The sequence below is a fragment of the Stenotrophomonas maltophilia group sp. Smal17 genome (genome assembly GCF_030237045.1).
In the GTDB taxonomy this organism is placed as follows: Bacteria; Pseudomonadota; Gammaproteobacteria; order Xanthomonadales; family Xanthomonadaceae; genus Stenotrophomonas; species Stenotrophomonas forensis.
This window is the reverse complement of record NZ_JASJSU010000023.1, coordinates 1-19,534: the sequence shown is the minus strand read 5'-3', so window position 1 is coordinate 19,534 and position 19,534 is coordinate 1. Positions and strand designations below refer to the sequence as shown.

Below are 19,534 nucleotides of genomic sequence, written 5' to 3'. Positions count from 1 at the left end.
ACGCCATGCGTGGATGGCGCGATGCATGAGGTTGCCGGCCAGCGGCCGGCACTACCGCTTGGGTCAGCGTTCGTGATCGGGATTGCGTGGTCCCGGCGCTACTCCATTCCCAGCTTCTTCAGCTTGTAGCGCAGCGCGCGGAAGGTGATGCCCAGCTGCGCGGCGGTGCGGGTCTTGTTCCAGCGGTTCTCTTCCAGCGCGCGCTGGATGGCGCTGCGCTCGAGCTGCTCGATGTAGGAGGGCAGGGCGGCGCTGCCCGGCTGCAGGTCGGCCACCGCTTCGGCGGGGGCGGCACTGCCTGGGGCGCGCGGGGCGTGCTGCGGCAGGCGCAGGTCATCGGCACCGATGCAGTCTTCCTCGGCCAATGCCAGCGCACGTTCCAGGATGTTCTCCAGTTCGCGCACATTGCCGGGGAAGGCATACTGAGCCAGCGCCTCCAGTGCCGACGGCGCCAGCAGCGGGGTGGCGCGGCCATGGCTGCGGGCCAGCCGCGCCAGCACTGCCGCGGCCAGTTCCGGCAGGTCCTGGCGGCGCTCACGCAGCGGCGGCACCTTCAGTTCGATCACGTTGATGCGGTAGTACAGGTCGTGGCGGAAGCGCCCGTCCTCGACCAGTTCCGCCAGGTCGCGGTGGGTGGCCGAGAGAATCCGCACGTCCACCGGTTCCTCGTTGGGCGCACCGACCGCGCGCACCGATTTTTCCTGGATCGCGCGCAGCAGCTTCACCTGCATCTGCAGCGGCAGTTCGGCCACTTCGTCCAGGAACAGGGTGCCGCCATGGGCAGCCTGGAACAGGCCCGGCTTGTCGGCGTGTGCGCCGCTGAAGCTGCCCTTGCGATGGCCGAAGAATTCACTCTCCATCAGCTCGCCGGGGATGGCGCCGCAGTTGACCGGCACGAACGGGCCGGCCGCACGCGCACCCTGGGCGTGGATGGTGCGCGCGACCAGCTCCTTGCCCACCCCAGACTCGCCCAGGATGTAGACCGGCGCCTGGCTGCGCGCAACCTTGCCGATGGTGGTGCGCAGCACGTCCATGGCCGGCGAATCGCCAAGCAGGCGCGCGCCCTGTTCGGCACTGGGGCCGGGCGCGGGGCGTTCGGTGTTGTTGAGTTCCAGTGCGTGCTTGACCAGGCCGCGCAGCACCGAGATGTCCACCGGCTTGCTGACGAAGTCGAAGGCGCCGGCCTTCAGCGCTTCCACCGCCAGATCCATGCTGCCGAAGGCGGTGATCATCGCCACCGGCGTGCGCGGATAGTGCTGGGCGATCTCGCTGACCAGTTCGATGCCGTTGCCATCCGGCAAGCGCATGTCGGTGATGCACAGGTCATACGGATTGCTGGCCAGCAGTTCACGTGCTTCGGCCAGGTTGGCGGCGGTACTGATGCGCAGCCCCATGCGGCCGAGGGTCAGCACCAGCAGTTCGCGGATGTCGCGTTCGTCGTCGACGACGAGGGCGCTGCGGGTTTCGTTCATGGGCGTGAAAGATAAACGAGGGGGCTGGATGCGACAAATGTTTGACGCACGGAATCGGAATCAGGTGGGCAACAGCGTGTGCGGACCGGGCAGCACCAGGCGGAAGCAGGAGCCACCGGCCGGCACCGGGATGTAGTCGAGCCGCGCCTGGTTGGCCCGGCACAGCTCGCGGGCGATATACAGGCCCAGGCCGGTGCCGTGCTCGGACGTGGTGAAGAACGGGCGGAACAACTGCGCGGCCACGCTCTCGGGAATGCCCGGGCCGCGGTCCATCACGTCGATCACCGCGCTGCGCTCGTGCTGGGCCACGCGCAGGCGCACCCGCGCCGGCTGCTGGCCGATGCGCCCGTACTTGAGCGCGTTGTGCACCAGCACGGTCAGCACCTGGTACAGGTGGCGGGTATCGACCTGGGCCATCACCGCGCTGTCATTGATGATCGGTTCGATGCTGTCAGTCTCCAGCGTCTGCCCCTGCTTGTACTCCAGCACGAAGCGGCGCACGAAGGCGGCCAGGTCCACGTTCTCGGGCGTGGCGCGCTCGCGCCGGGCCAGCCCCAGCACGCTTTCGACGATGCCGTTGGTGCGCTGGCATTGCTGGCGGATGATCTGCAGCAGGCGGCGCTCGCTTTCGTTGAAGCCGGTGCCTTCCTCAAGCAGCTGCACGGCATAGTTGATGGCCGCCAGGGGGTTGCGGATCTCATGGGCGAGGCTGGCCGAGAAGCGGCCCATCGCTGACAGGGTGAGCGATTCGGCACGGCGGGACACCACGCTGGAATCGTCCAGGAACACGAGCGCCAGGTCGCTGCCGGCCAGCAGGCGGGCGAAGCGCGGCTGCACTTCCGGCTGGTCGGGGTTGAGCTGCAGCGGCAGTTCGTCCTGCGCCCAGCCATTGCGCCAGCGCTGCAGGCGGCGGGTCAGTTCCGGCGCGGCGCTGGCCAGGTCCAGGCGCCCGCTCTCGCCGTTGCCGTCATTGTCGCCCAGCAGCATCGAGGCGGCCTCGTTGGCCAGGGTGATGCGGTTGTCGGCGTCCACCACCAGCACGCCGGTGCGCATGCGGCGGATGATCAGTTCGTTGATCTGGAACAGGTTGGCTACTTCGTCGCCGCGCTGGTTGGCCAGCTGCTGGTTGCGGCGGGCGCGGTTGCCGACCTGGTAGCTGATGAAGGCCAGGGCCAGGTAGCTGGTGGTGAACATCGCCAGCTCGGCCAGGGTGCGGGTGGGGTCGCCGCCTTCCAGCAGCTTCCAGGTGTATTCGACGCCGGTGGCCAGGCTGGCGGCCAGCGCCAGGCCCAGGCCGAGGCTGAGTGGCAGCAGGGTGGCGGCGGCGGCGATGTTGAACAGCAGCGACATCGAGATGCCGGCGCTTGCACCGGGCAGGGCATGCGACAGCAGGGTGGCGGCAACGATGTCCACCAGCACGCCGCTGACCACGATCGGCCGCAGCCAGCGTTCGTTGCGGCCGATCACCAGGGCCAGCAGCGACAACGCCAGATAGATGACCGCAACCACATCGGCCAGCCGCGGGTGATGGGCCTCGCCGACCAGGCCGGACAGAGGGCTGTAGAGCAGGGCGGCGATGACGGTTGCGATCAGCACCCGGTACAGCGCGAAGAAATACAGCTCACGCCGCGGGATCGATTCGATGCGGTCGATCAATGAAGCACTGGGTGACACGCCGGAACTCCCCTTCTGGCTGCCTGGGTCTGGAATCTGCGATGCACCGGTCCGGCGTCCCCTGAAGCCGGGCCGGCGCGTCGCTTCTATGTGGCCCGTGGTGGAAGCGGTCGAGCAGGCTCGACGCTGCACACCCTGGCTGACCAGTATAGGCCCCCGCAAAGCGTGCCGTGGGAGTGGCCCGGATCGCGCATTTGACCTCCCGCGGACACCGGTGGCCAGCACGGGCCCGGGCGCAACTGCCTGAATGACGGTGGAAATCTGGCCGGGTCTGGCGTTTTGTACAGACTTCTTTGCGCCCCGGCGCTGGCTCGGCCACAATAGTGGGCCCGCCGCGGTCCATGCCGGCGCCCCGCCGGGGCCCTGAGGAATTGCGTGCGGTCGTTCCTATTCCCACGGTGACGCATGAATTTCCACGAATACCAGTCAAAACAACTGCTTGCCGAGTACGGCATCCCGGTCCCGGCCGGCAAGGTCGCTGCGACCCCGGACGAAGCGGTTGCCGCTGCCAACTCCCTGGGCCAGGGCCCCTGGATGGTCAAGGCGCAGATCCACGCTGGCGGCCGCGGTAAGGCTGGCGGCGTCAAGTTCTGCAAGACCACCGACGACGTGAAGGCCGCTGCGGCCAAGATGCTCGGCACCAAGATGGCCACCTACCAGACCGCAGGCGTTGAACTGCCGGTCAACCTGGTGCTGGTGACCACCGCCGGCGAGATCGTCAAGGAACTGTACCTGTCGGTGCTGGTCGACCGTGGCACCAAGACCATCACCTACATCGCCTCTTCGGAAGGCGGCGTGGAAATCGAGCAGGTTGCGGCTGAAACCCCGGAGCTGATCCACTCGCTGAACGTCGACTTCGTCGAAGGCGTGCAGGGTTACCACGGCCGTGATTTCGGCTTCAAGCTGGGCCTGACCGCCAAGCAGGCCGGCCAGTTCGCCAGCATCATGGTGAACCTGTACCGCCTGTTCAACGAAAAGGACCTGGCCCTGGTTGAAATCAACCCGCTGGCCATCCTGGACGACGGCAACCTGTACGCGCTGGACGGCAAGTTCGACAGCGACGACAACGCCGCGTTCCGCCAGAAGGCGCTGGTCGCCATGCGCGACAAGACCCAGGAAGACCCGACCGAAGTGATCGCTTCGGAGCTGGACATCAACTACGTCACCATGGACGGCAACATCGGCTGCATGGTGAACGGCGCCGGCCTGGCCATGGCCACCATGGACGTCATCAAGCTCAACGGCGGCGAGCCGGCGAACTTCCTGGACGTGGGCGGCGGTGCCAACAAGCAGCGCGTCATCGAAGCCTTCAAGCTGATCCTGTCCTCGGACAAGGTCGAAGGCATCTTCGTCAACATCTTCGGCGGCATCGTCCGCTGCGACATGATTGCCGAAGGCATCATTGCCGCCGTGAAGGAAGTGGGCGTCAAGGTTCCGGTCGTGGTGCGCCTGGAAGGCACCAACGTGGAAGAAGGCAAGCAGCTGCTGCGCGACAGCGGCATGGCCATCATCCCGGCTGACAACATCAACGATGGCGCCAAGAAGATCGTTGAAGCTGTCAAGAACGCCGCCTGATACCGACACCAAGGAATTCCAATGTCTGTTTTGATCAACAAGAACACCAAGGTGATCGTGCAGGGCTTCACCGGCCAGCAGGGCACCTTCCACGCCACTCAGATGATCGAGTACGGCACCCAGGTTGTGGGCGGCGTGACCCCGGGCAAGGGTGGCACCACCCATATCGACCTGCCGGTCTTCAACACCGTTGCCGACGCCGTGCAGAGCACCGGCGCCAACGCATCGGTCATCTACGTGCCGCCGCCGTACGCCGCTGACGCGATCCTGGAAGCCGCTGCTGCCGGCATCAAGGTCATCGTCTGCATCACCGAAGGCATCCCGGTGCTGGACATGCTGCGCGTCAAGAACGTGCTGACCCGTTCGCATCCGGACACCGTGCTGATCGGGCCGAACTGCCCGGGCGTCATCACCCCGGGTGAGTGCAAGATCGGCATCATGCCGGGCCACATCCACCAGCCGGGCAAGATCGGCATCGTGTCGCGTTCGGGCACCCTGACCTATGAAGCGGTCAAGCAGACCACCGAAGTCGGCCTGGGCCAGTCCACCTGCATCGGCATCGGCGGTGACCCGATCAACGGCCTGAACTTCGTCGACTGCCTGAAGCTGTTCAACGAAGACCCGCAGACCGAAGGCATCATCATGGTTGGCGAAATCGGCGGTGACGCTGAAGAAGCCGGCGCCGAGTACATCAAGAACCACGTGAAGAAGCCGGTCGTCGGTTTCATCGCCGGTGCGTCGGCTCCGGCCGGCAAGCGCATGGGCCACGCCGGTGCGATCGCCTCGGGTGGCAAGGGCACGGCGGAAGGCAAGTTCGCCGCCATGGAAGCCGCTGGCGTCGTCACCGTGCGTTCGCCGGGCGACCTGGGTGCCGCCATCGCCAAGCTGGTGAAATAAGAGTGTTGCCGGCCTCGGCCGGCACGCTCTTGTAGAGTCGAGCCATGCTCGACTTGCTCCAACAGAAAGGCCGCCTCTGGGCGGCCTTTCTGCGTCTGGCCCCGGCCATCCCGCCAACCCCATCCACGCATGGCGTGGATCTACTGAGCCGGGGCTGTCCACGCAGTGAGCGCGCCCGGCGCGCGCATGGTGCGGCGCTACAATGGGCGCATTGCAACCACAGGCTGGATTCCCATGGCTTCGATCCGCATCGCGATGGCGCAGTTCGACTTCCCGGTCGGCGATGTCGCCGGCAATACCGAGCGCATCATCGAGATGATCGGCCAGGCGCGCGACGAGTACGGCGCCGAGCTGGTGATGTTCCCCGAGCTGGCCGTGAGCGGTTACCCGCCGGAGGACCTGCTGCTGCGCCCGGGCTTCCTGTACGAGTGCGAGCAGGCAATGGGCCGCATTGCCGCCGCCTGCCGTGGCGTGACCGCTGTGGTCGGTTGGCCGCAGGCCGCCGGCGCGGTGGTCTACAACGCCGCCAGCGTGCTGCGCGATGGCCTGGTCGAGCAGACCTACCGCAAGCGCGAGCTGCCCAACTACGCGGTATTCGACGAGCGTCGCTACTTCGATGTGGACCCGGACGGCGGCAGCTGCGTGTTCGAGGTCAATGGCGTTCCGGTGGGACTGCTGATCTGTGAGGACCTGTGGTTCGCCGAACCGCTGGCCGACACCGTGCGCGCCGGTGCGCAGCTGGTGGTGGTACCCAACGCGTCGCCGTACGAGCGGGGCAAGCACGCCCAGCGCGACGCGGTACTGGCCGCACGTACCCGCGAGAGCGGGGCGGCGATCGCCTACCTCAACGTGGTGGGGGGGCAGGATGCGCTGGTGTTCGATGGCGCCTCGGTGGTGGCCGATGGCGACGGCACCGTGCACCCGGCGGCCGCTGCCTTCGTCGACCAGTGGCTGGTGGTGGACTACGATGGCCAGAGCCGCCGGTTCCTGCCGCACGTATGGATGGACGACGGCGACGAAAGCATGGACGCGCTGGCCTGGCGTGCGGTGACGCGCGGCATCCAGGACTACTGCCGCAAGAACGGCTTCAAGAAGGTGTGGCTGGGCCTGTCCGGCGGCATCGACTCGGCCCTGGTGCTGGCGCTGGCGGTGGACGCGATGGGCGCGGAGAACGTAACCGCCGTGCGCCTGCCGTCGCGCTATACCGCTGGCCTGTCCAACGACCTGGCCGCCGAGCAGTGCCAGGCGCTGGGGGTGAAGCTGGACGCGGTGTCGATCGAGCCGGCGTTCAAGGGCCTGATGGAATCGCTGGCGCCGATGTTCGACGGCACCACGCCGGACGTGACCGAAGAGAACCTGCAGTCGCGCAGCCGCGGCGTGATCCTGATGGCGCTGGCCAACAAGTTCGGCGGCCTGCTGCTGACCACCGGCAACAAGAGCGAGTACGCGGTGGGCTACGCCACCATCTACGGCGACATGTGCGGGGGCTACGCACCGCTGAAGGACCTGTACAAGACCGAAGTGTTCGGCCTGTCCAAGTGGCGCAATACCGTGGGTGGCGCGCCGGTGATCCCGCCGGCGGTGATCAGCCGCCCGCCGTCGGCCGAGCTGCGCGAGAACCAGCTGGACCAGGATTCGCTGCCGGCCTACGACGTGCTGGACGGCATCCTCTACCGCTACATCGACCAGGAGCAGTCGCGCGGGGAGATCGTGGCCGCCGGCTACGATGCGGCCGTGGTCGACCGCGTGCTGCGCCTGGTGCGCATCAGCGAGTGGAAGCGGCACCAGGCCGCGCCGGGCCCGAAGGTCTCGCGCCGCGCCTTCGGCCGTGAGCGTCGCTACCCGATCAGCAACGGCTACAAGGGCTGAGGCAGGGGGGGCGGGCGTGGCCCGGCCGATGGGTGGAGCCGGCCGCTGGCCGGCTGTTGCATGACCCTCAGACAGGCCATCGGGTTGCCGGCCACCGGCCGGCACTACCGCTACAAAAAGAAGAGGGCCCCTTGCGGGGCCCTTTCTTATTTCTTTTCCAGTCGCGCGTTGCGCTGGCCGGTGCTGGCGGACTTCTCGCCGGCGAACGGGTTCAGCTTGCGGATCATCCACGGGTACTTCGGCCACTTGCCTTCCAGCCACGGGTGGTCCGGCTGGTTCAGCTGCAGGACGCGGCGGGCGTCGTCGGCCAGGGTCTTGTTGCCCAGGTGGGTGTAGGAATCAGCCAGGACGGCGACGGCATCGTACTGGAACGCGCTCTGCGGGTAGGTTTCCAGCAGGTAGTTGGCGCGGCCGGCCGCCGAGACCCAGGCGCCGCGGCGCATGTAGTACAGGGCGTTGTCCAGCTCGTGCTGGGCAAACACGTCACGCAGCTCCAGCATGCGGCTGCGCGCATCGGCGGCGTAGCGGCTGTTCGGGTAGCGGTCGACCACGATGTTGAAGTCCGAATACGCCTGGTGCGGCGTGGACAGGTCGCGGCGGCTGGCGTCCAGCGACCATACGCGGCGCAGGAAAACCGTACTGCGGTTGGAGTTGGCAAGACCGCGCAGGTAGTACAGGTACGCGATGTTGCGGTGGGTCGGGTAGGTACGGATGAAGCGGTCGATGCTGGACACCGCATCGTCGTGCTTGCCGGCCTTGTACTGGGCGTAGGCGGTTTCGATCATCGCCTGCTCGGTATAGGGACCGTACGGATACTGGGCCACCAGGCGGCGGAAGCTGGTCTCAGCCCCGCTCCAGTTGCCACCCTGCATCAGCTTGTGGCTCTTCTCGTACAACTGTTCGACCGGCGTCCCTTCATCGGGGCGATCGCCCTTCTTGGCGCCACGGTGGCAGCCGGTGGCGGCGATGACCAGCACCAGCAGCAGGGCGGTGAGGCGGACGGGCGCAGAGAGCATGGCGGAGCGTCGGATCATGGGGTCGAGGCGGGACGCGGCTGGAATACGAAGGGTCGATGATAGCCTAGTGTCCTGTCCAGCGACTGAAACCGGCCGCCGGGACCCCAAAATTTCAAAGAATGCCCCCTGCCATGTCTGAACAACCCTCTGAATCGGCCCGCCAGGCCATCGTCCCCGACACCGCGGCCGGCCGTCGTTTCGACGCCGTCGTGGCCGAACTGTTCCCCGAATACTCGCGTTCGCGCCTGACCGAGTGGATCAAGGCGGGCGACGTCCTGCTGGATGGCGCCCAGGTGCGCCCGCGCGACCCGCTGCGCGGCGGCGAGGTGGTCACCCTCACGGTGGTGCTCGAGACCCAGACCGACGCCCAGCCGGAGGACATCCCGCTGGACGTGCTGTTCGAGGACGAGCACCTGCTGGTGATCAACAAGCCGGTCGGGCTGGTGGTCCACCCCGGCGCGGGCAACCACAGCGGCACCCTGGTCAATGCCCTGCTGTTCCGCGACCCGTCGGTGGCGGTGCTGCCGCGCGCCGGCATCGTGCACCGCCTGGACAAGGACACCAGCGGCGTGATGGTGGTGGCCAAGACCCTGGAGGCGCAGACCGCGCTGGTCGAGCAGCTGGCCGCACGCGACGTGCACCGCCAGTACCTGGCGATCGTGATGGGCGCACTGGTGGCCGGCGGCACGGCCGATGCGCCGATCGACCGCCACCCGCGCGACCGCCTGAAGATGGCCGTGCGCGAGGACGGCAAGGAAGCGATCACCCACTACCGCCTGCGCGAGCGCTTCCGTGCGCACACCGCGCTGGAGTGCCGCCTGGAAACCGGCCGTACCCACCAGATCCGCGTGCACATGGCGCACGTGCGCCACCCGATCATCGGCGATCCGCTGTACGGCGGCGCGCTGAAGCTGCCCAAGGGTGCCAGCGACGAGCTGGTGGCCGCGCTGCGCGGCTTCAAGCGCCAGGCCCTGCACGCCGAGACCCTGGAGTTCACCCATCCGATCACCGGCGAGCCGGTGCGCAACACCGCGCCGGTGCCGGAAGACATGCTGCACCTGATGAAGGTGCTGCGCGAAGACAGCGAAGCCTTCGCCGCACGCGAGCGGGACCGCTGGTGATGGCGGCCGCGCTGCCGTTGCTGCAGGCCGACTGGCCAGCGCCAGCAGGCGTCCATGCGCTGACCACGCGCCGGCATGGCGCGGGCATCTCGCCGGCGCCGTTCGCGCAGTTCAACCTGGGCAACCGGCACGCGGCCGATGGTGATACCCCGGCCAATGTCGAGCACAACCGGCAGCTGCTGCAGCAGGGGCTGGCGCTGCCGTCCGCGCCGCATTGGCTGCGCCAGGTGCACAGCAGTACCGTGCTGCGCTTCGATGCGCCGCCGGTGCCGGGTGCCAGCGAGCCGGTGGCCGACGCGGCGGTGACCTCGGTGCCGGGCGTGGTGCTGGCGATCCTGACCGCCGACTGCCTGCCGGTGGTCTTCGCGGCCACCGACGGCAGCGAGATCGGCGCGGCCCATGCCGGTTGGCGGGGCCTGGCCGACGGCATGCTGGAGGCCACCGTGGCCGCCATGCGGACCCCGCCGACGCAGCTGCGGGCCTGGCTGGGCCCGGCCGCCGGGCCGGCAGACTACGAGATCGGCGAAGAGGTCTTCCACGCCTTTGTCGGGCATGACCCGGCTGCGGAGGCGGCTTTCGTGGCGACCCGGCCCGGGCACTGGAAGGTGGACCTGTTCGCCCTGGCCCGCCAGCGCCTGCAGGCCGCCGGCATGGACCCGGCGCAGGTGCATGGCGGCACGGTGTCGACCATGGCCGACCCGGACCTGTACTCGCACCGGCGCGACCGTCGCACCGGGCGCATGGCGACGCTGGCCTGGATCGCGCGCTGAGCACGCCGCTGTTCGCGCGCGTGTTGGGGCCGGCCTTTGCCACCCTGGCGGCGCCGGTACAGGCACTGCATACCGCTGCGCTGCCCTGCCGCTACGTGGGGCAGTCGCGGATCGAGCGCGGACGGCACTGGCTGGTGCCGCCGCTGGCCGCCCTGGCGCAGTTGCCGAGGGAGGGCGAGGCGCTGCCGACCGAAGTGGCGTTCAGCGCACACGGGCAGGGCGAACGCTGGGCGCGCCGGTTCGGCCGCTGGCCGATGGTGTCGCGCTTGTGGGCGCACGAGGGCCATCTGCGTGAGCAGCTGGGCGCGGTGCGTTTCGAGTTCGACCTGCAGGCCCGCGAGGGCGGCATCGATTGGTCGGTGCGCCGGGTGTGGGCGTTCGGGGTGCTGCCGCTGCCCACGCGCTGGTTTGGCGGCGTGTGCTGCCGCGAAGCAGGGCAGGGGCAGCGTTACACTTTCCGGGTTGATGTGACCTTGCCCTGGGCAGGAGCCCTGATCCGCTATGAAGGCTGGCTCGAACCGCAGTGAAGCCGCCGCCGCCGCCGACGGCGCGGTGATCGTGTTCGACGGTGTCTGCGCGCTGTGCAACCGGTGGGTGCGCTTCCTGCTGCGTTTCGACCGCAAGGGCCGCTATCGCTTCGCGGCGATGCAGGGCACCCGGGGCAGTGCGCTGCTGCGCGCGTATGGACTGGATCCGCAGGACCCACGGTCATTCCTGCTGCTGGATGCGCAGGGCGCATGGACAGACACCGATGCGATCCTGCGCGTGCTGGCCGGGTTGGGCGGCGCCTGGCGCCTGAGCGGTGTGCTGCGTGCGCTACCGCGAAGCTTGCGTGATGCGGCGTATGGGGTGCTGGCGCGCAATCGTTACCGCTGGTTCGGGCGGCATGACGCCTGCCTTTTGCCGCCGCCAGAACAGGCCGCGCGCTTCCTGGATTGAACAAAAAGGGGACGGAGGGAATCAAGTCGTTTATGCATAAACGACTTGATTCCCTCCGTCCCCTTTTTTCAGTCGAGCAGCTGATAGGCGATGCGACGGTTCTGCGCGCGTCCGATGTCGCTGCGATTGTCGGCGACCGGCCAGTCCTGGCCGTAGCCCACCGCGACCAGCGAGGTGGCGGGGACGCCCAGCGCCTGCAGCGCGTGTGATACCGCCTCGGCGCGCTGCTGGCTGAGCTGCAGGTTGGCTTGGGCGTGGCCGCGACCATCGGTGTGCGCGCCGATCTCAACACGCTTGCCGTCGGGCGCTCTGCGCAGCGCATCCGCGACGGCCTCCAGGGTCTGCCGCGAGTCGCCGGTCAACTCGGACGAACCGGCGTGGAACTTCAGCGTGGTCTGGTTCAGCGCTTCAATCCGCTGCGCGGCATCGGCGTGCGTCGGCAGCTGCGACAGCGCCGCTAGTCCCGGGCCCCACAGGCCGCTCATGTCCAGTGCCGGGAAGTCCTGGCGCAACCTGTGCGAGATGGCCAGCCGCTGCGCGTCCTCCATCAGCGAGGTGTCGATGCGCAGCTGCGATCCGGCGAATTCCAGCCGCAGCCCATCGCCCTGCAGCTGCGGAAGATCGGCAATCAGGCGATCCAGCCAGCGCGGCGCGCGTGCGCGTGGGTCCAGCGTTATCCCGCCCTGCACGTTCTGCCGGCCGTGTACCGCCAGCAGCGTGCTCCAGATACGGCGACGATCCCCCTCGGTGGGCAGGCTGCCGTGCACCTGCATCTGTGTGCCATGTTGCTGCAGGGACAGGTAGGCGTCGTGTTCGAGTGGAATGTCCGGCACCGTCCACAGGGGCGTGCGGGCCTTCAGCTGCAACCAGGTGGTGAGGCCGAGGACAACGACAATGGCCAGCAGCCACAACAGGCTGCGCACGGCCCTCCCATACATCGCGCGCGTTGGCACCGTGCCGGTCATGCGCCGGGGCGATGGGCCCGCGATGCTGCGATGGACATGCGGAGAGGGCACCAGGCCGCCCGGCGCATCCATCAGCGTGACCACCCCGGGCAGAAGATGGCAGGCGACCACCCTGAAAGCACCGGGTGACATGCCACAGCGGTGCGCGATCATGGCCAGCGTGTGTGCGCCCAGCGCGCGTTCGAGCTCACTGGCGACGATGGGCAGCCGCAACGCTGCCGGTTGCCGCCAGGAATGAAAACGGGAGGCCAGACCTGCCTGTTCAAACCGCTGCTGCAGACCGTCCAGGCCCCGGTGATGGGAGGTTATCCAGACGCTGATGACCTCCACCACCCAGCGGGCGCGATGGCCCAGCTCGAGGCGTGTTGCGGCATCTTCGATGAAACGGTCGTACGCAGACATGCAGTGACTCCCTGGAATGTGATGTGCGTCGCGCCGCGCAGCAGGCGCGACGGATTGCGATGGCTCCGGGGGCGCCACTCTGGGGAGCGCGCGTCAATGCATGGTGAAATGCTGGGGGTGATGCCTCTTTCGTTTCGGCGGGCCCTGCGGCAGGGCCCGCCGCTGGATGCGGCGAGGCCTAGTGCACAGCGGGATCTGCACGGTGGCCCCGGACCGCTGGCGCGCCGTGGGACGCCCTTCTCCTGGTCGCCGGAATGGTTTCAGGTGCACCTACTTTCGGGCTTAAAACGACAATCTGCGAGCGCTCTTGGCGCCCTTCTGTCGCTTCATGCTGGGCTGGTTGCGCGATCCCTCAGTTCTCCAGCGCGTCCAGGTAGCTGCGCCGCCAGTGGTTGATGTCGTAGGTGCGCAGGTGGTCCATCATCGCGTGCCAACGTTCCTTGCGCCTGCGCAGCGACATCGTCGCGGCGGTGGCGATCGCATCGGCCACGCCGTCCAGGTCGTGTGGATTCACCAGCAGCGCCTGCTTCAGTTCATCGGCGGCACCGGCCAGCAGCGACAGCACCAGCACCCCGGGATCTTCCGGGTCCTGTGAGGCCACGTACTCCTTGGCCACCAGGTTCATGCCGTCGCGCAGCGGTGTCACCAGGCCCACCGCCGCCGCCCGGTAGAAGCCGGTGAGGGTGGCATGGGTGAAGTTCTGGTTGACGTAGCGCAGGGGTGTCCAGTCCGGCTCGGCGTGACCGCCGTTGATGTGGCCGGCGATCTGTTCCAGCTGGCTGCGCAGTTGCCGATACTCGGTCACGTCGCCACGCGAGACCGGGGCGATCTGCAGGTAGGTCAGCGAGCCGCGCTGGTCGGGATGACGCTGCAGGTAGCGCTCGAAGCCGAGGAAGCGCTCGGGCAGGCCCTTGGAGTAGTCCAGGCGGTCGACACCGATCGCCAGCTGGCGGTCACGCAGGCTGTTGCGCAGATTCTTCACCGCGGCCTTGGTGGCGGCGGTGCCGGCCTGGCGCGCGATCAGGTCGGTGTCGATGCCGATCGGGAAGGCGGCTGCGCGGAAACGGCGCCCGCCGGGAGCTTCCAGTTCGCCGTTGTCGAGCACGCGGCCGCCGCCGAACAGGCGCAGGTAGGTCTGGAAGCGATCGGCGTCGCGCTGGGTCTGGAAGCCGACCAGGTCGTAGGCATACAGCGCGGAGAACAGCCGCAGGTGATCGGGCATGGCCTGCAGCAGGTCGGCCGAGGGCATCGGGATGTGCAGGAAGAATCCGATGCGGCAGCCGATGCCGCGTTCGCGCAGCAACGCACCGAGTGGAATCAGGTGGTAGTCGTGGATCCAGACGATGTCGTCCTCGCGCAGCAGCGGGGCGAGCTTGTCGGCGAACAGCGCGTTGACCTTGTGGTAGGTCTCGCGGGTGCCACGGTCGTAGTCGACCAGGTCCAGGCGGAAGTGCAGCAGCGGCCACAACGTGCGGTTGGCGAAGCCGTTGTAGTAACCGTCGACTTCGCGCTTGCTCAGGTCCAGGGTGACGAACTCGATGTCGCCGTCCTTCTGCGTGTGCAGCGTGCCACTGCCCTCGCGCACGCTCTTGCCGCTCCACCCGAACCACATGCCGCCGCGTTCCTTCAACGCGGCCAGCAGGCCGACCGCCAGGCCGCCGGCGCGGTTCTCGCCGGGCACTGCCACGCGGTTTGAAACCACTACAAGACGACTCACGATGCCTCCTGCCAGGACCGCGACAGGCGCATCGCGGCCGTGATCAGGCCGACGTGCGAATAGGTCTGCGGGAAATTGCCCCACGCCTCGCCACTGTCGAAGGCCAGGTCCTCCGACAGCAGGCCCAGGTGGTTGCGCTGCTGCAGCAACGTTTCGAACATCGCGCGCGCCTCGTCCAGGCGCCCGATCGCGGCCAGCGCATCGATGTACCAGAACGTGCAGATGGTGAAGCTGGTTTCCGGCTCGCCGAAGTCATCCGGGGCGACGTAGCGGTACAGCGAATTGCCATGCTTGAGGTCGCGGCCGATGGCGTCGACGGTAGCGATGAAGCGGGCGTCCAGCGCATCGATGAAACCGATGTCGGCCAGCAGCAGCAGCGAGGCATCCAGGCGATGGCCACCGAAGGTATCGGTGAAGTGGCCCAGCTCCTCGCTCCAGGATTCGGCCATGATGCGCGCGTGGATGGTGTCGGCACGTTCGCGCCAGTAGCGTGCGCGGTCGTCGCGCTTCAGGCGCACGGCGATCTTGCACAGGCGGTCGCAGGCGGCCCAGCACATCGCGCTGGTGTAGGTGTGTACCTCGGTGCGGCCGCGGAATTCCCACAGGCCGGCATCGGGTACGTCATGCAGGGCAAAGGCCTGTTCGCCCAGCGGTTCCAGTCGGGCGAAGGTGTGCGCGTCGCCCGGGTCCTGCAGGCGGCGGTCGAAGAACAGCTGCGTGGAGGCCAGCACCACGCTGCCGTAGACATCGTGCTGGCGCTGCACCCAGGCCAGGTTGCCACGGCGCACCGGGCCCATACCGCGATAGCCGGACAGGCTGGGCACTTCGTCCTCATCAAGTTTGGCCTCGAATCCGATGCCGTACAGCGGCTGCAGCGTGCCGTCGGTGGTGGCCAGGTTGAAGATATAGCCGAGGAACTGCTCCATCGTGCGCGTCGCGCCCAGGCGGTTCAGCGCACGCACCACGAACGCGGCATCGCGCAGCCAGCAGTAGCGGTAGTCCCAGTTGCGCACGCTGCCGGGTGCCTCCGGAATGGAGGTGGTCATCGCCGCGATGATCGCGCCGCTGTCCTCGTACTGGCAGAGCTTCAGGGTGATCGCGCTGCGGATCACCGCGTCCTGCCATTCCAGCGGAATGGACAGGTAGCGCACCCACTCGCGCCAGTAATCGCGGGTGCGCTGGAAGGCTTCCTGCACATAGCCGCTGATCGAGCGGTTGAGTGATTCATCGACACCCAGGATCAGGTGGATGGGATGGTTGAGCACGAACGGCAGGCCCTCGCGCACGAAGCGCACCGGCACATCGGTGGTCAGCCGCAGCACGTGCTCGGGCAGGATCCAGCGCACGTGGTTGCTGCCCCAGGTGGACTCGGGCACGCGCGCGCCCCAGTCCGCCAGGGGCCGCGCACGCACCGTGATGCGTGGGCTGCCGGCCAGGGGGCGCACCTGCCGGATCAGGCTGACCGGGCGGTAGAAGCGGTCGTTCTGGCGCCAGCGCGGGGCGAAATCGAGGATTTCCAGCGCACCGCCGTGCGCGTCGCGCAGCACGGTGCGCAGGATTGCGGTGTTGGTGAGGTATTCCTGTTCACTGTCGGCGAAGTCTTCCAGCTCGATGGCGAAGTCGCCACCGGTCTGCTGATTGGGGCCGAGCAGGGCGCAGAAGGTGGGATCGCCGTCGAAGGTGGGCAGGCAGCTCCAGACAACGCGGGCATGTTTGTCGACCAGGGCGCCGAAGCTGCCGTTGCCGACCACGCCCAGATCAAGATCGGGTTGGGTCATCACGCGGTACATCTCGTCGGTTGCGGCCGTGGGGGATGGCCGGGTCAATAGGCATTCTCACGCAGCCAGGCGTGCACGCTGCGTATGTCGGGCAGCGCGAACACCGCCGCGCTGGGTTCACGTTCACCCACCAGCACGCTCCAGCCATGCTGGCCGTTGGCAGCGTCGAAGCCGAATTCGTCGGTGAGGTCATCGCCGAGAAACACGGGCAGGCGACCGCGGAAGGGCAGGTACTGCATCATGCGGCGCACTGCGCGGCCCTTGTCGGTACCCACCGGGACGAACTCGACCACATGGTCGCCCGGTTGCAGGCGATAGCTGGTACGGCCGCGCACGTGGCGGTCGGCGAAGGCACGCACCTCGCTGGCCGCGTGCGGAGCGCCGCGCCAATGCAGCGCCAGGCCGACGCCCTTGTCTTCCACCAGTACGCCGGGATGGCCATGGGCGAAACGCATCGCCTGCTGGTGCAGGGCGTGCAGCCACTCGGCGGTATCGTCGTCATGCGCGTCGCGCAGCACGCGGCCGTCCTGGGCGCGCAGTTCGTGGCCGTGCAGGCCGGCGGCAGGCAGTTGCAGCGGTGCAAACAGCTGGTCCAGCTGTTCGAGCGGGCGACCACTGACCAGTGCCACGGCACCTTCCAGGCGGTCGCTGATGCGGCCGATGGCTTCACGCACATCCGGCAGCAACTGCACGGCATCCGGGCGTGCAGCGAATTCGATCAGGGTGCCGTCGACATCGAGGAACAACGCGCAGGCGTCGTCCAGCAATGGCGGTGGCGGACGCAGGGGGAGCGGTTCAGCCATGACGCCCAGCTTGCCAGCGTGGGCGTGTACGCGGGGTCGAGGTCAGGCTACGGCCTTGCTTCGGTGGGTGCCGACCGTTGGTCGGCACTGCAGGTCGGCCTGCATGGAACCCAGGCAGTGCGGACCAACGGTCCGCACCCACCCAAGGCAATGACACCCAGGGCAGTCAGAACGTATAGCGGACCCGACCGTAGTAGTACGCGCCGTTGCTGCCGATCGGCGACAGCACGTCATACGGCAGGTTGCCGAAGTAGTGGATATCGCTGTTGGATCGATCCGGGTAGTTGTCGGTCAGGTTCTGGCCGCCGATGGCCACGCTCCAGCGCGGGGTGATGCGGTACTCGACTTCCGCATCCAGCTGCCATTCGGCCTGGTAGGTCTGGCGCGGGATGTAGCCATCACCGAAGTTGAACACGCGGGTGGCGCTGCCATAGCGGTTCACGCGGGTGCTCAGCGACCAGTGATCATTGCTCCATGCGGCCGAGAAACTGCCGCGCGTACGCGGGGTGGCGTCGGTGAGGGTGTTGGTCTCTTCAATGCCGAACAGCACGTAGTCCGGGTTCAGTGCGCGCAGCTGTGCCGGCGTGGCCAGCACGTTCCTCAGCGTGGTCTTGGTGTACGCATAGGTGCCGGTCAACAGCAGCTGGCCGTTGCCCAGCGATTGGCGCCAGTTGCTCACCAGTTCGGCGCCGCGGGTGCGGGTGTCGGCGGCGTTGACGAAGAAGCTGGCGCTCTGCAGACCGCTGACGCCGTAGTTGACCGCCACGTAGTCGGTCAGCGCATCGCCGGTGATGCTCTCCGACAGTGCGATGCGGTCATCGATGTCGATCTGGAAGAAGTCCAGCGACAGGTCGAAGTGCTCGCCGATGCGGCTGGTGAAGCCCAGCGAGGTGTTGAGCGACTTTTCCGGCTTCAGGTTCTGCGCACCCAGGCCGCGCGCGATCGGATTGTTGACCGACAGCAGGCGGCCCTGCACCAGCTGGCCGCCGGCGTTGTAGCCGGTGGAGGTGGATTCGTAGCCGATCTGCGCCAGCGACGGTGCACGGAAGTTGTTGGAGATCGCGCCGCGCAGCGCGAAGGCCGGGGTGAATTCGTAGCGCAGGCCGAGCTTGCCGGTCAGTTCGCCACCGAAGTCATCGTTGTGCTCGTAGCGCGCTGCCAGGTCGGTGGAGAACTTCTCGCCGAACTGGCTGGACAGGCTGGCATAGGCGCTGGCGACATCGCGCGACAGGGTAGCCGCGTCCCGCGGGGTCAGACCGCCACCGGCCTGCGAACCGGTCGGGCGGTCGGTGTACGGGCCGGCGGCGTAGCTGGCCGGGTCGCCGGGGCGGGTCTGGTAGCGCTCGTGGCGTGCTTCCACGCCCAGGCCCAGCGTGTGGCTGATGCTGTCGCTCTGGGTGAAAACACGGCTCAGGTCGAGGTTGCCCACGGTCTGCGCATACTCGTAATCGGCGGTCTTGAAGCGGGTCGGGCTGGTCGGGCCCAGCGAGGCGTTGAGCGAATCACGCAGGCGGTAAGTGAAGTCGTTCTGGCCGTAATCCAGGCTGCCGTCATAGCTCCACTCGCCCCATTGGCCGCGCACGCCGGCCACGGCCTGCACGTCGCGGTTCTCGCCCTCGGAGATCGGCCGGTAGCCGTTCGGATAGACCTGCTTCCAGTTGGCATCGCCATCGGGGTAGCGGAAGTAGTTCGCGCCTTCGGTATCGCGCTGGTTGAAGGTGCCGAACGCGTAGAAGGTCGAGGTCTGGCCCACCGGGATCTCGGTGTTCAGCCACAGGTTGATGTCCTTGCTCTTGCCATCGCCCAGCACGTAGTTGCGCTTGCCCTGCAACGCCAGGTTGTCCGGGGTCTGGTCCCACGGCGGAATCTGGTCGAAGCCGGCGCGGTTGGTGCCGTTGCGGTGCTTGTACTCCAGGCCGACGCGCAGGAAGCCACCGTCCTCGCCCAGCGCGGTGCCGACCTTGGCACTGATGTTGCCGGTCTGGCCATCGGTGAGGGTGCGTCCGATCGGCTTGAGGTCGGTGTGGTTGGCGCCGTAACTGGCTTCGATCTCGCCACCGTCTCCACCGTTGTCGAGGATCACGTTGATCACGCCGGCCACGGCATCCGAGCCGTACAGCGCACCGGCACCATCGCGCAGCACTTCGATGCGCTTGATCGCGCTGACCGGAATCGAGTTGAAGTCGACCGGGGTGGTGCCTTTGCCGATCTTGCTGTCGGTGTTGACCAGCGCGGTGTGGTGGCGGCGCTTGCCGTTGACCAGTACCAGCACCTGGTCCGGCGACAGGCCGCGCAGCTGCGCGGCGCGCACGTGATCGGCGCCGCCGGAGTTGGACTGGCGCGGGAAGTTGAACGACGGCAGCAGCGCCTGCAGCGCGCTGCCCAGTTCACCGTTGACCACGCCGGCCTTGCGGATGTCCTCGGCGGTGAGCACATCCACCGGCGAGGTGGATTCGAGCACGGTGCGGTCGGCGGCACGGGTGCCGGTGACGATCACCGTATCGAGGTTGGTCGCGTCCTGGGCCAGGGCGGGGAC

15 protein-coding genes are annotated in these 19,534 nt (G+C 67.7%); 7 read left to right on the top strand and 8 right to left on the bottom strand.

Annotated elements, in window-relative coordinates:
* Positions 1-98: 98 nt before the first annotated feature.
* Together QRO93_RS08725 and QRO93_RS08720 are read right to left on the bottom strand one after the other, a co-directional pair.
* A complete protein-coding gene (locus QRO93_RS08725; protein ID WP_008265059.1) occupies positions 99-1,472 on the bottom strand; it encodes a sigma-54 dependent transcriptional regulator in 1,374 nt (457 codons plus the stop codon).
* A gap of 60 nt (positions 1,473-1,532) precedes the next feature.
* Positions 1,533-3,146 carry a PAS domain-containing sensor histidine kinase gene (locus QRO93_RS08720; protein WP_180879202.1) on the bottom strand — a complete coding sequence of 538 codons (1,614 nt, stop codon included), beginning with the start codon at positions 3,144-3,146 and terminating at the stop codon, positions 1,533-1,535.
* A 405-nt stretch (positions 3,147-3,551) separates the two neighbouring features.
* Between QRO93_RS08720 and sucC the strand changes: the two genes are divergently transcribed.
* The 3 genes from sucC to QRO93_RS08705 all read left to right on the top strand — a co-directional run bounded on the left by sucC (position 3,552) and on the right by QRO93_RS08705 (position 7,487).
* Entirely contained in the window at positions 3,552-4,721 is a 1,170-nt protein-coding gene (gene sucC / locus QRO93_RS08715) for an ADP-forming succinate--CoA ligase subunit beta (RefSeq protein WP_004154430.1), read from the top strand.
* 21 nt (positions 4,722-4,742) lie between these two features.
* On the top strand, positions 4,743-5,618 hold the full coding sequence (sucD, locus tag QRO93_RS08710; RefSeq protein ID WP_005410793.1) for a succinate--CoA ligase subunit alpha: 876 nt from the start codon (positions 4,743-4,745) through the stop codon (positions 5,616-5,618).
* A gap of 234 nt (positions 5,619-5,852) precedes the next feature.
* Positions 5,853-7,487 carry an NAD+ synthase gene (locus tag QRO93_RS08705; protein ID WP_180879200.1) on the top strand — a complete coding sequence of 545 codons (1,635 nt, stop codon included), beginning with the start codon at positions 5,853-5,855 and terminating at the stop codon, positions 7,485-7,487.
* Positions 7,488-7,633: 146 nt separating this feature from the next.
* Here QRO93_RS08705 and QRO93_RS08700 read toward each other — a convergent pair whose 3' ends face one another.
* Entirely contained in the window at positions 7,634-8,521 is an 888-nt protein-coding gene (locus QRO93_RS08700) for an outer membrane protein assembly factor BamD (protein WP_004154436.1), read from the bottom strand.
* A 113-nt stretch (positions 8,522-8,634) separates the two neighbouring features.
* On the opposite strand from QRO93_RS08700, the gene rluD reads away from it, so the two are divergent.
* Genes rluD through QRO93_RS08680 form a run of 4 tightly spaced genes read left to right on the top strand, consistent with a single transcriptional unit; the run spans position 8,635 to position 11,333 of the window.
* A complete protein-coding gene (gene rluD / locus QRO93_RS08695) occupies positions 8,635-9,624 on the top strand; it encodes a 23S rRNA pseudouridine(1911/1915/1917) synthase RluD (protein WP_080357259.1) in 990 nt (329 codons plus the stop codon).
* Entirely contained in the window at positions 9,624-10,394 is a 771-nt protein-coding gene (pgeF, locus tag QRO93_RS08690) for a peptidoglycan editing factor PgeF (protein WP_164086938.1), read from the top strand. Before rluD ends, pgeF begins: the two co-directional genes overlap by 1 nt.
* A 20-nt stretch (positions 10,395-10,414) precedes the next feature.
* Entirely contained in the window at positions 10,415-10,921 is a 507-nt protein-coding gene (locus tag QRO93_RS08685; RefSeq protein WP_180879198.1) for a DUF4166 domain-containing protein, read from the top strand.
* The gene (locus QRO93_RS08680) at positions 10,896-11,333 is read left to right on the top strand and encodes a thiol-disulfide oxidoreductase DCC family protein (RefSeq protein ID WP_180879197.1); all 438 of its coding nucleotides are present in this window, start codon (positions 10,896-10,898) and stop codon (positions 11,331-11,333) included. The genes QRO93_RS08685 and QRO93_RS08680 overlap by 26 nt, the downstream gene beginning before the upstream one ends.
* A gap of 68 nt (positions 11,334-11,401) precedes the next feature.
* On the opposite strand, the gene QRO93_RS08675 is transcribed toward QRO93_RS08680, so the two are convergent.
* From QRO93_RS08675 to QRO93_RS08655, 5 genes are all read right to left on the bottom strand, one after another.
* Complete coding sequence (locus QRO93_RS08675; RefSeq protein ID WP_180879195.1) at positions 11,402-12,700, bottom strand: OmpA family protein; 1,299 nt, start codon at positions 12,698-12,700, stop codon at positions 11,402-11,404.
* A 352-nt stretch (positions 12,701-13,052) separates the two neighbouring features.
* The gene (otsA, locus tag QRO93_RS08670) at positions 13,053-14,417 is read right to left on the bottom strand and encodes an alpha,alpha-trehalose-phosphate synthase (UDP-forming) (protein ID WP_004154451.1); all 1,365 of its coding nucleotides are present in this window, start codon (positions 14,415-14,417) and stop codon (positions 13,053-13,055) included.
* Positions 14,414-16,195 (bottom strand): glycoside hydrolase family 15 protein, encoded by a 1,782-nt coding sequence (locus QRO93_RS08665; protein ID WP_180879193.1) that lies wholly within the window; start codon positions 16,193-16,195, stop codon positions 14,414-14,416. Before QRO93_RS08665 ends, otsA begins: the two co-directional genes overlap by 4 nt.
* 44 nt (positions 16,196-16,239) lie before the next feature.
* The gene (otsB, locus tag QRO93_RS08660; RefSeq protein WP_053450603.1) at positions 16,240-16,998 is read right to left on the bottom strand and encodes a trehalose-phosphatase; all 759 of its coding nucleotides are present in this window, start codon (positions 16,996-16,998) and stop codon (positions 16,240-16,242) included.
* Between the two features lie 166 nt (positions 16,999-17,164).
* Positions 17,165-19,525 carry a TonB-dependent receptor gene (locus QRO93_RS08655; protein WP_285304101.1) on the bottom strand — a complete coding sequence of 787 codons (2,361 nt, stop codon included), beginning with the start codon at positions 19,523-19,525 and terminating at the stop codon, positions 17,165-17,167.
* Positions 19,526-19,534 lie beyond the last annotated feature (9 nt).

Coding starts and splice junctions, on each gene's coding strand:
- sucC (WP_004154430.1), top strand. CDS start 3,552: ATGAATTTCCACGAATACCAGTCAAAACAACTGCTTGCCGAGTACGGC.
- QRO93_RS08705 (WP_180879200.1), top strand. CDS start 5,853: ATGGCTTCGATCCGCATCGCGATGGCGCAGTTCGACTTCCCGGTCGGC.
- QRO93_RS08680 (WP_180879197.1), top strand. CDS start 10,896: ATGAAGGCTGGCTCGAACCGCAGTGAAGCCGCCGCCGCCGCCGACGGC.
- sucD (WP_005410793.1), top strand. CDS start 4,743: ATGTCTGTTTTGATCAACAAGAACACCAAGGTGATCGTGCAGGGCTTC.
- pgeF (WP_164086938.1), top strand. CDS start 9,624: ATGGCGGCCGCGCTGCCGTTGCTGCAGGCCGACTGGCCAGCGCCAGCA.
- QRO93_RS08725 (WP_008265059.1), bottom strand. CDS start 1,472: ATGAACGAAACCCGCAGCGCCCTCGTCGTCGACGACGAACGCGACATC.
- QRO93_RS08700 (WP_004154436.1), bottom strand. CDS start 8,521: ATGATCCGACGCTCCGCCATGCTCTCTGCGCCCGTCCGCCTCACCGCC.
- QRO93_RS08675 (WP_180879195.1), bottom strand. CDS start 12,700: ATGTCTGCGTACGACCGTTTCATCGAAGATGCCGCAACACGCCTCGAG.
- otsB (WP_053450603.1), bottom strand. CDS start 16,998: ATGGCTGAACCGCTCCCCCTGCGTCCGCCACCGCCATTGCTGGACGAC.
- rluD (WP_080357259.1), top strand. CDS start 8,635: ATGTCTGAACAACCCTCTGAATCGGCCCGCCAGGCCATCGTCCCCGAC.
- QRO93_RS08665 (WP_180879193.1), bottom strand. CDS start 16,195: ATGACCCAACCCGATCTTGATCTGGGCGTGGTCGGCAACGGCAGCTTC.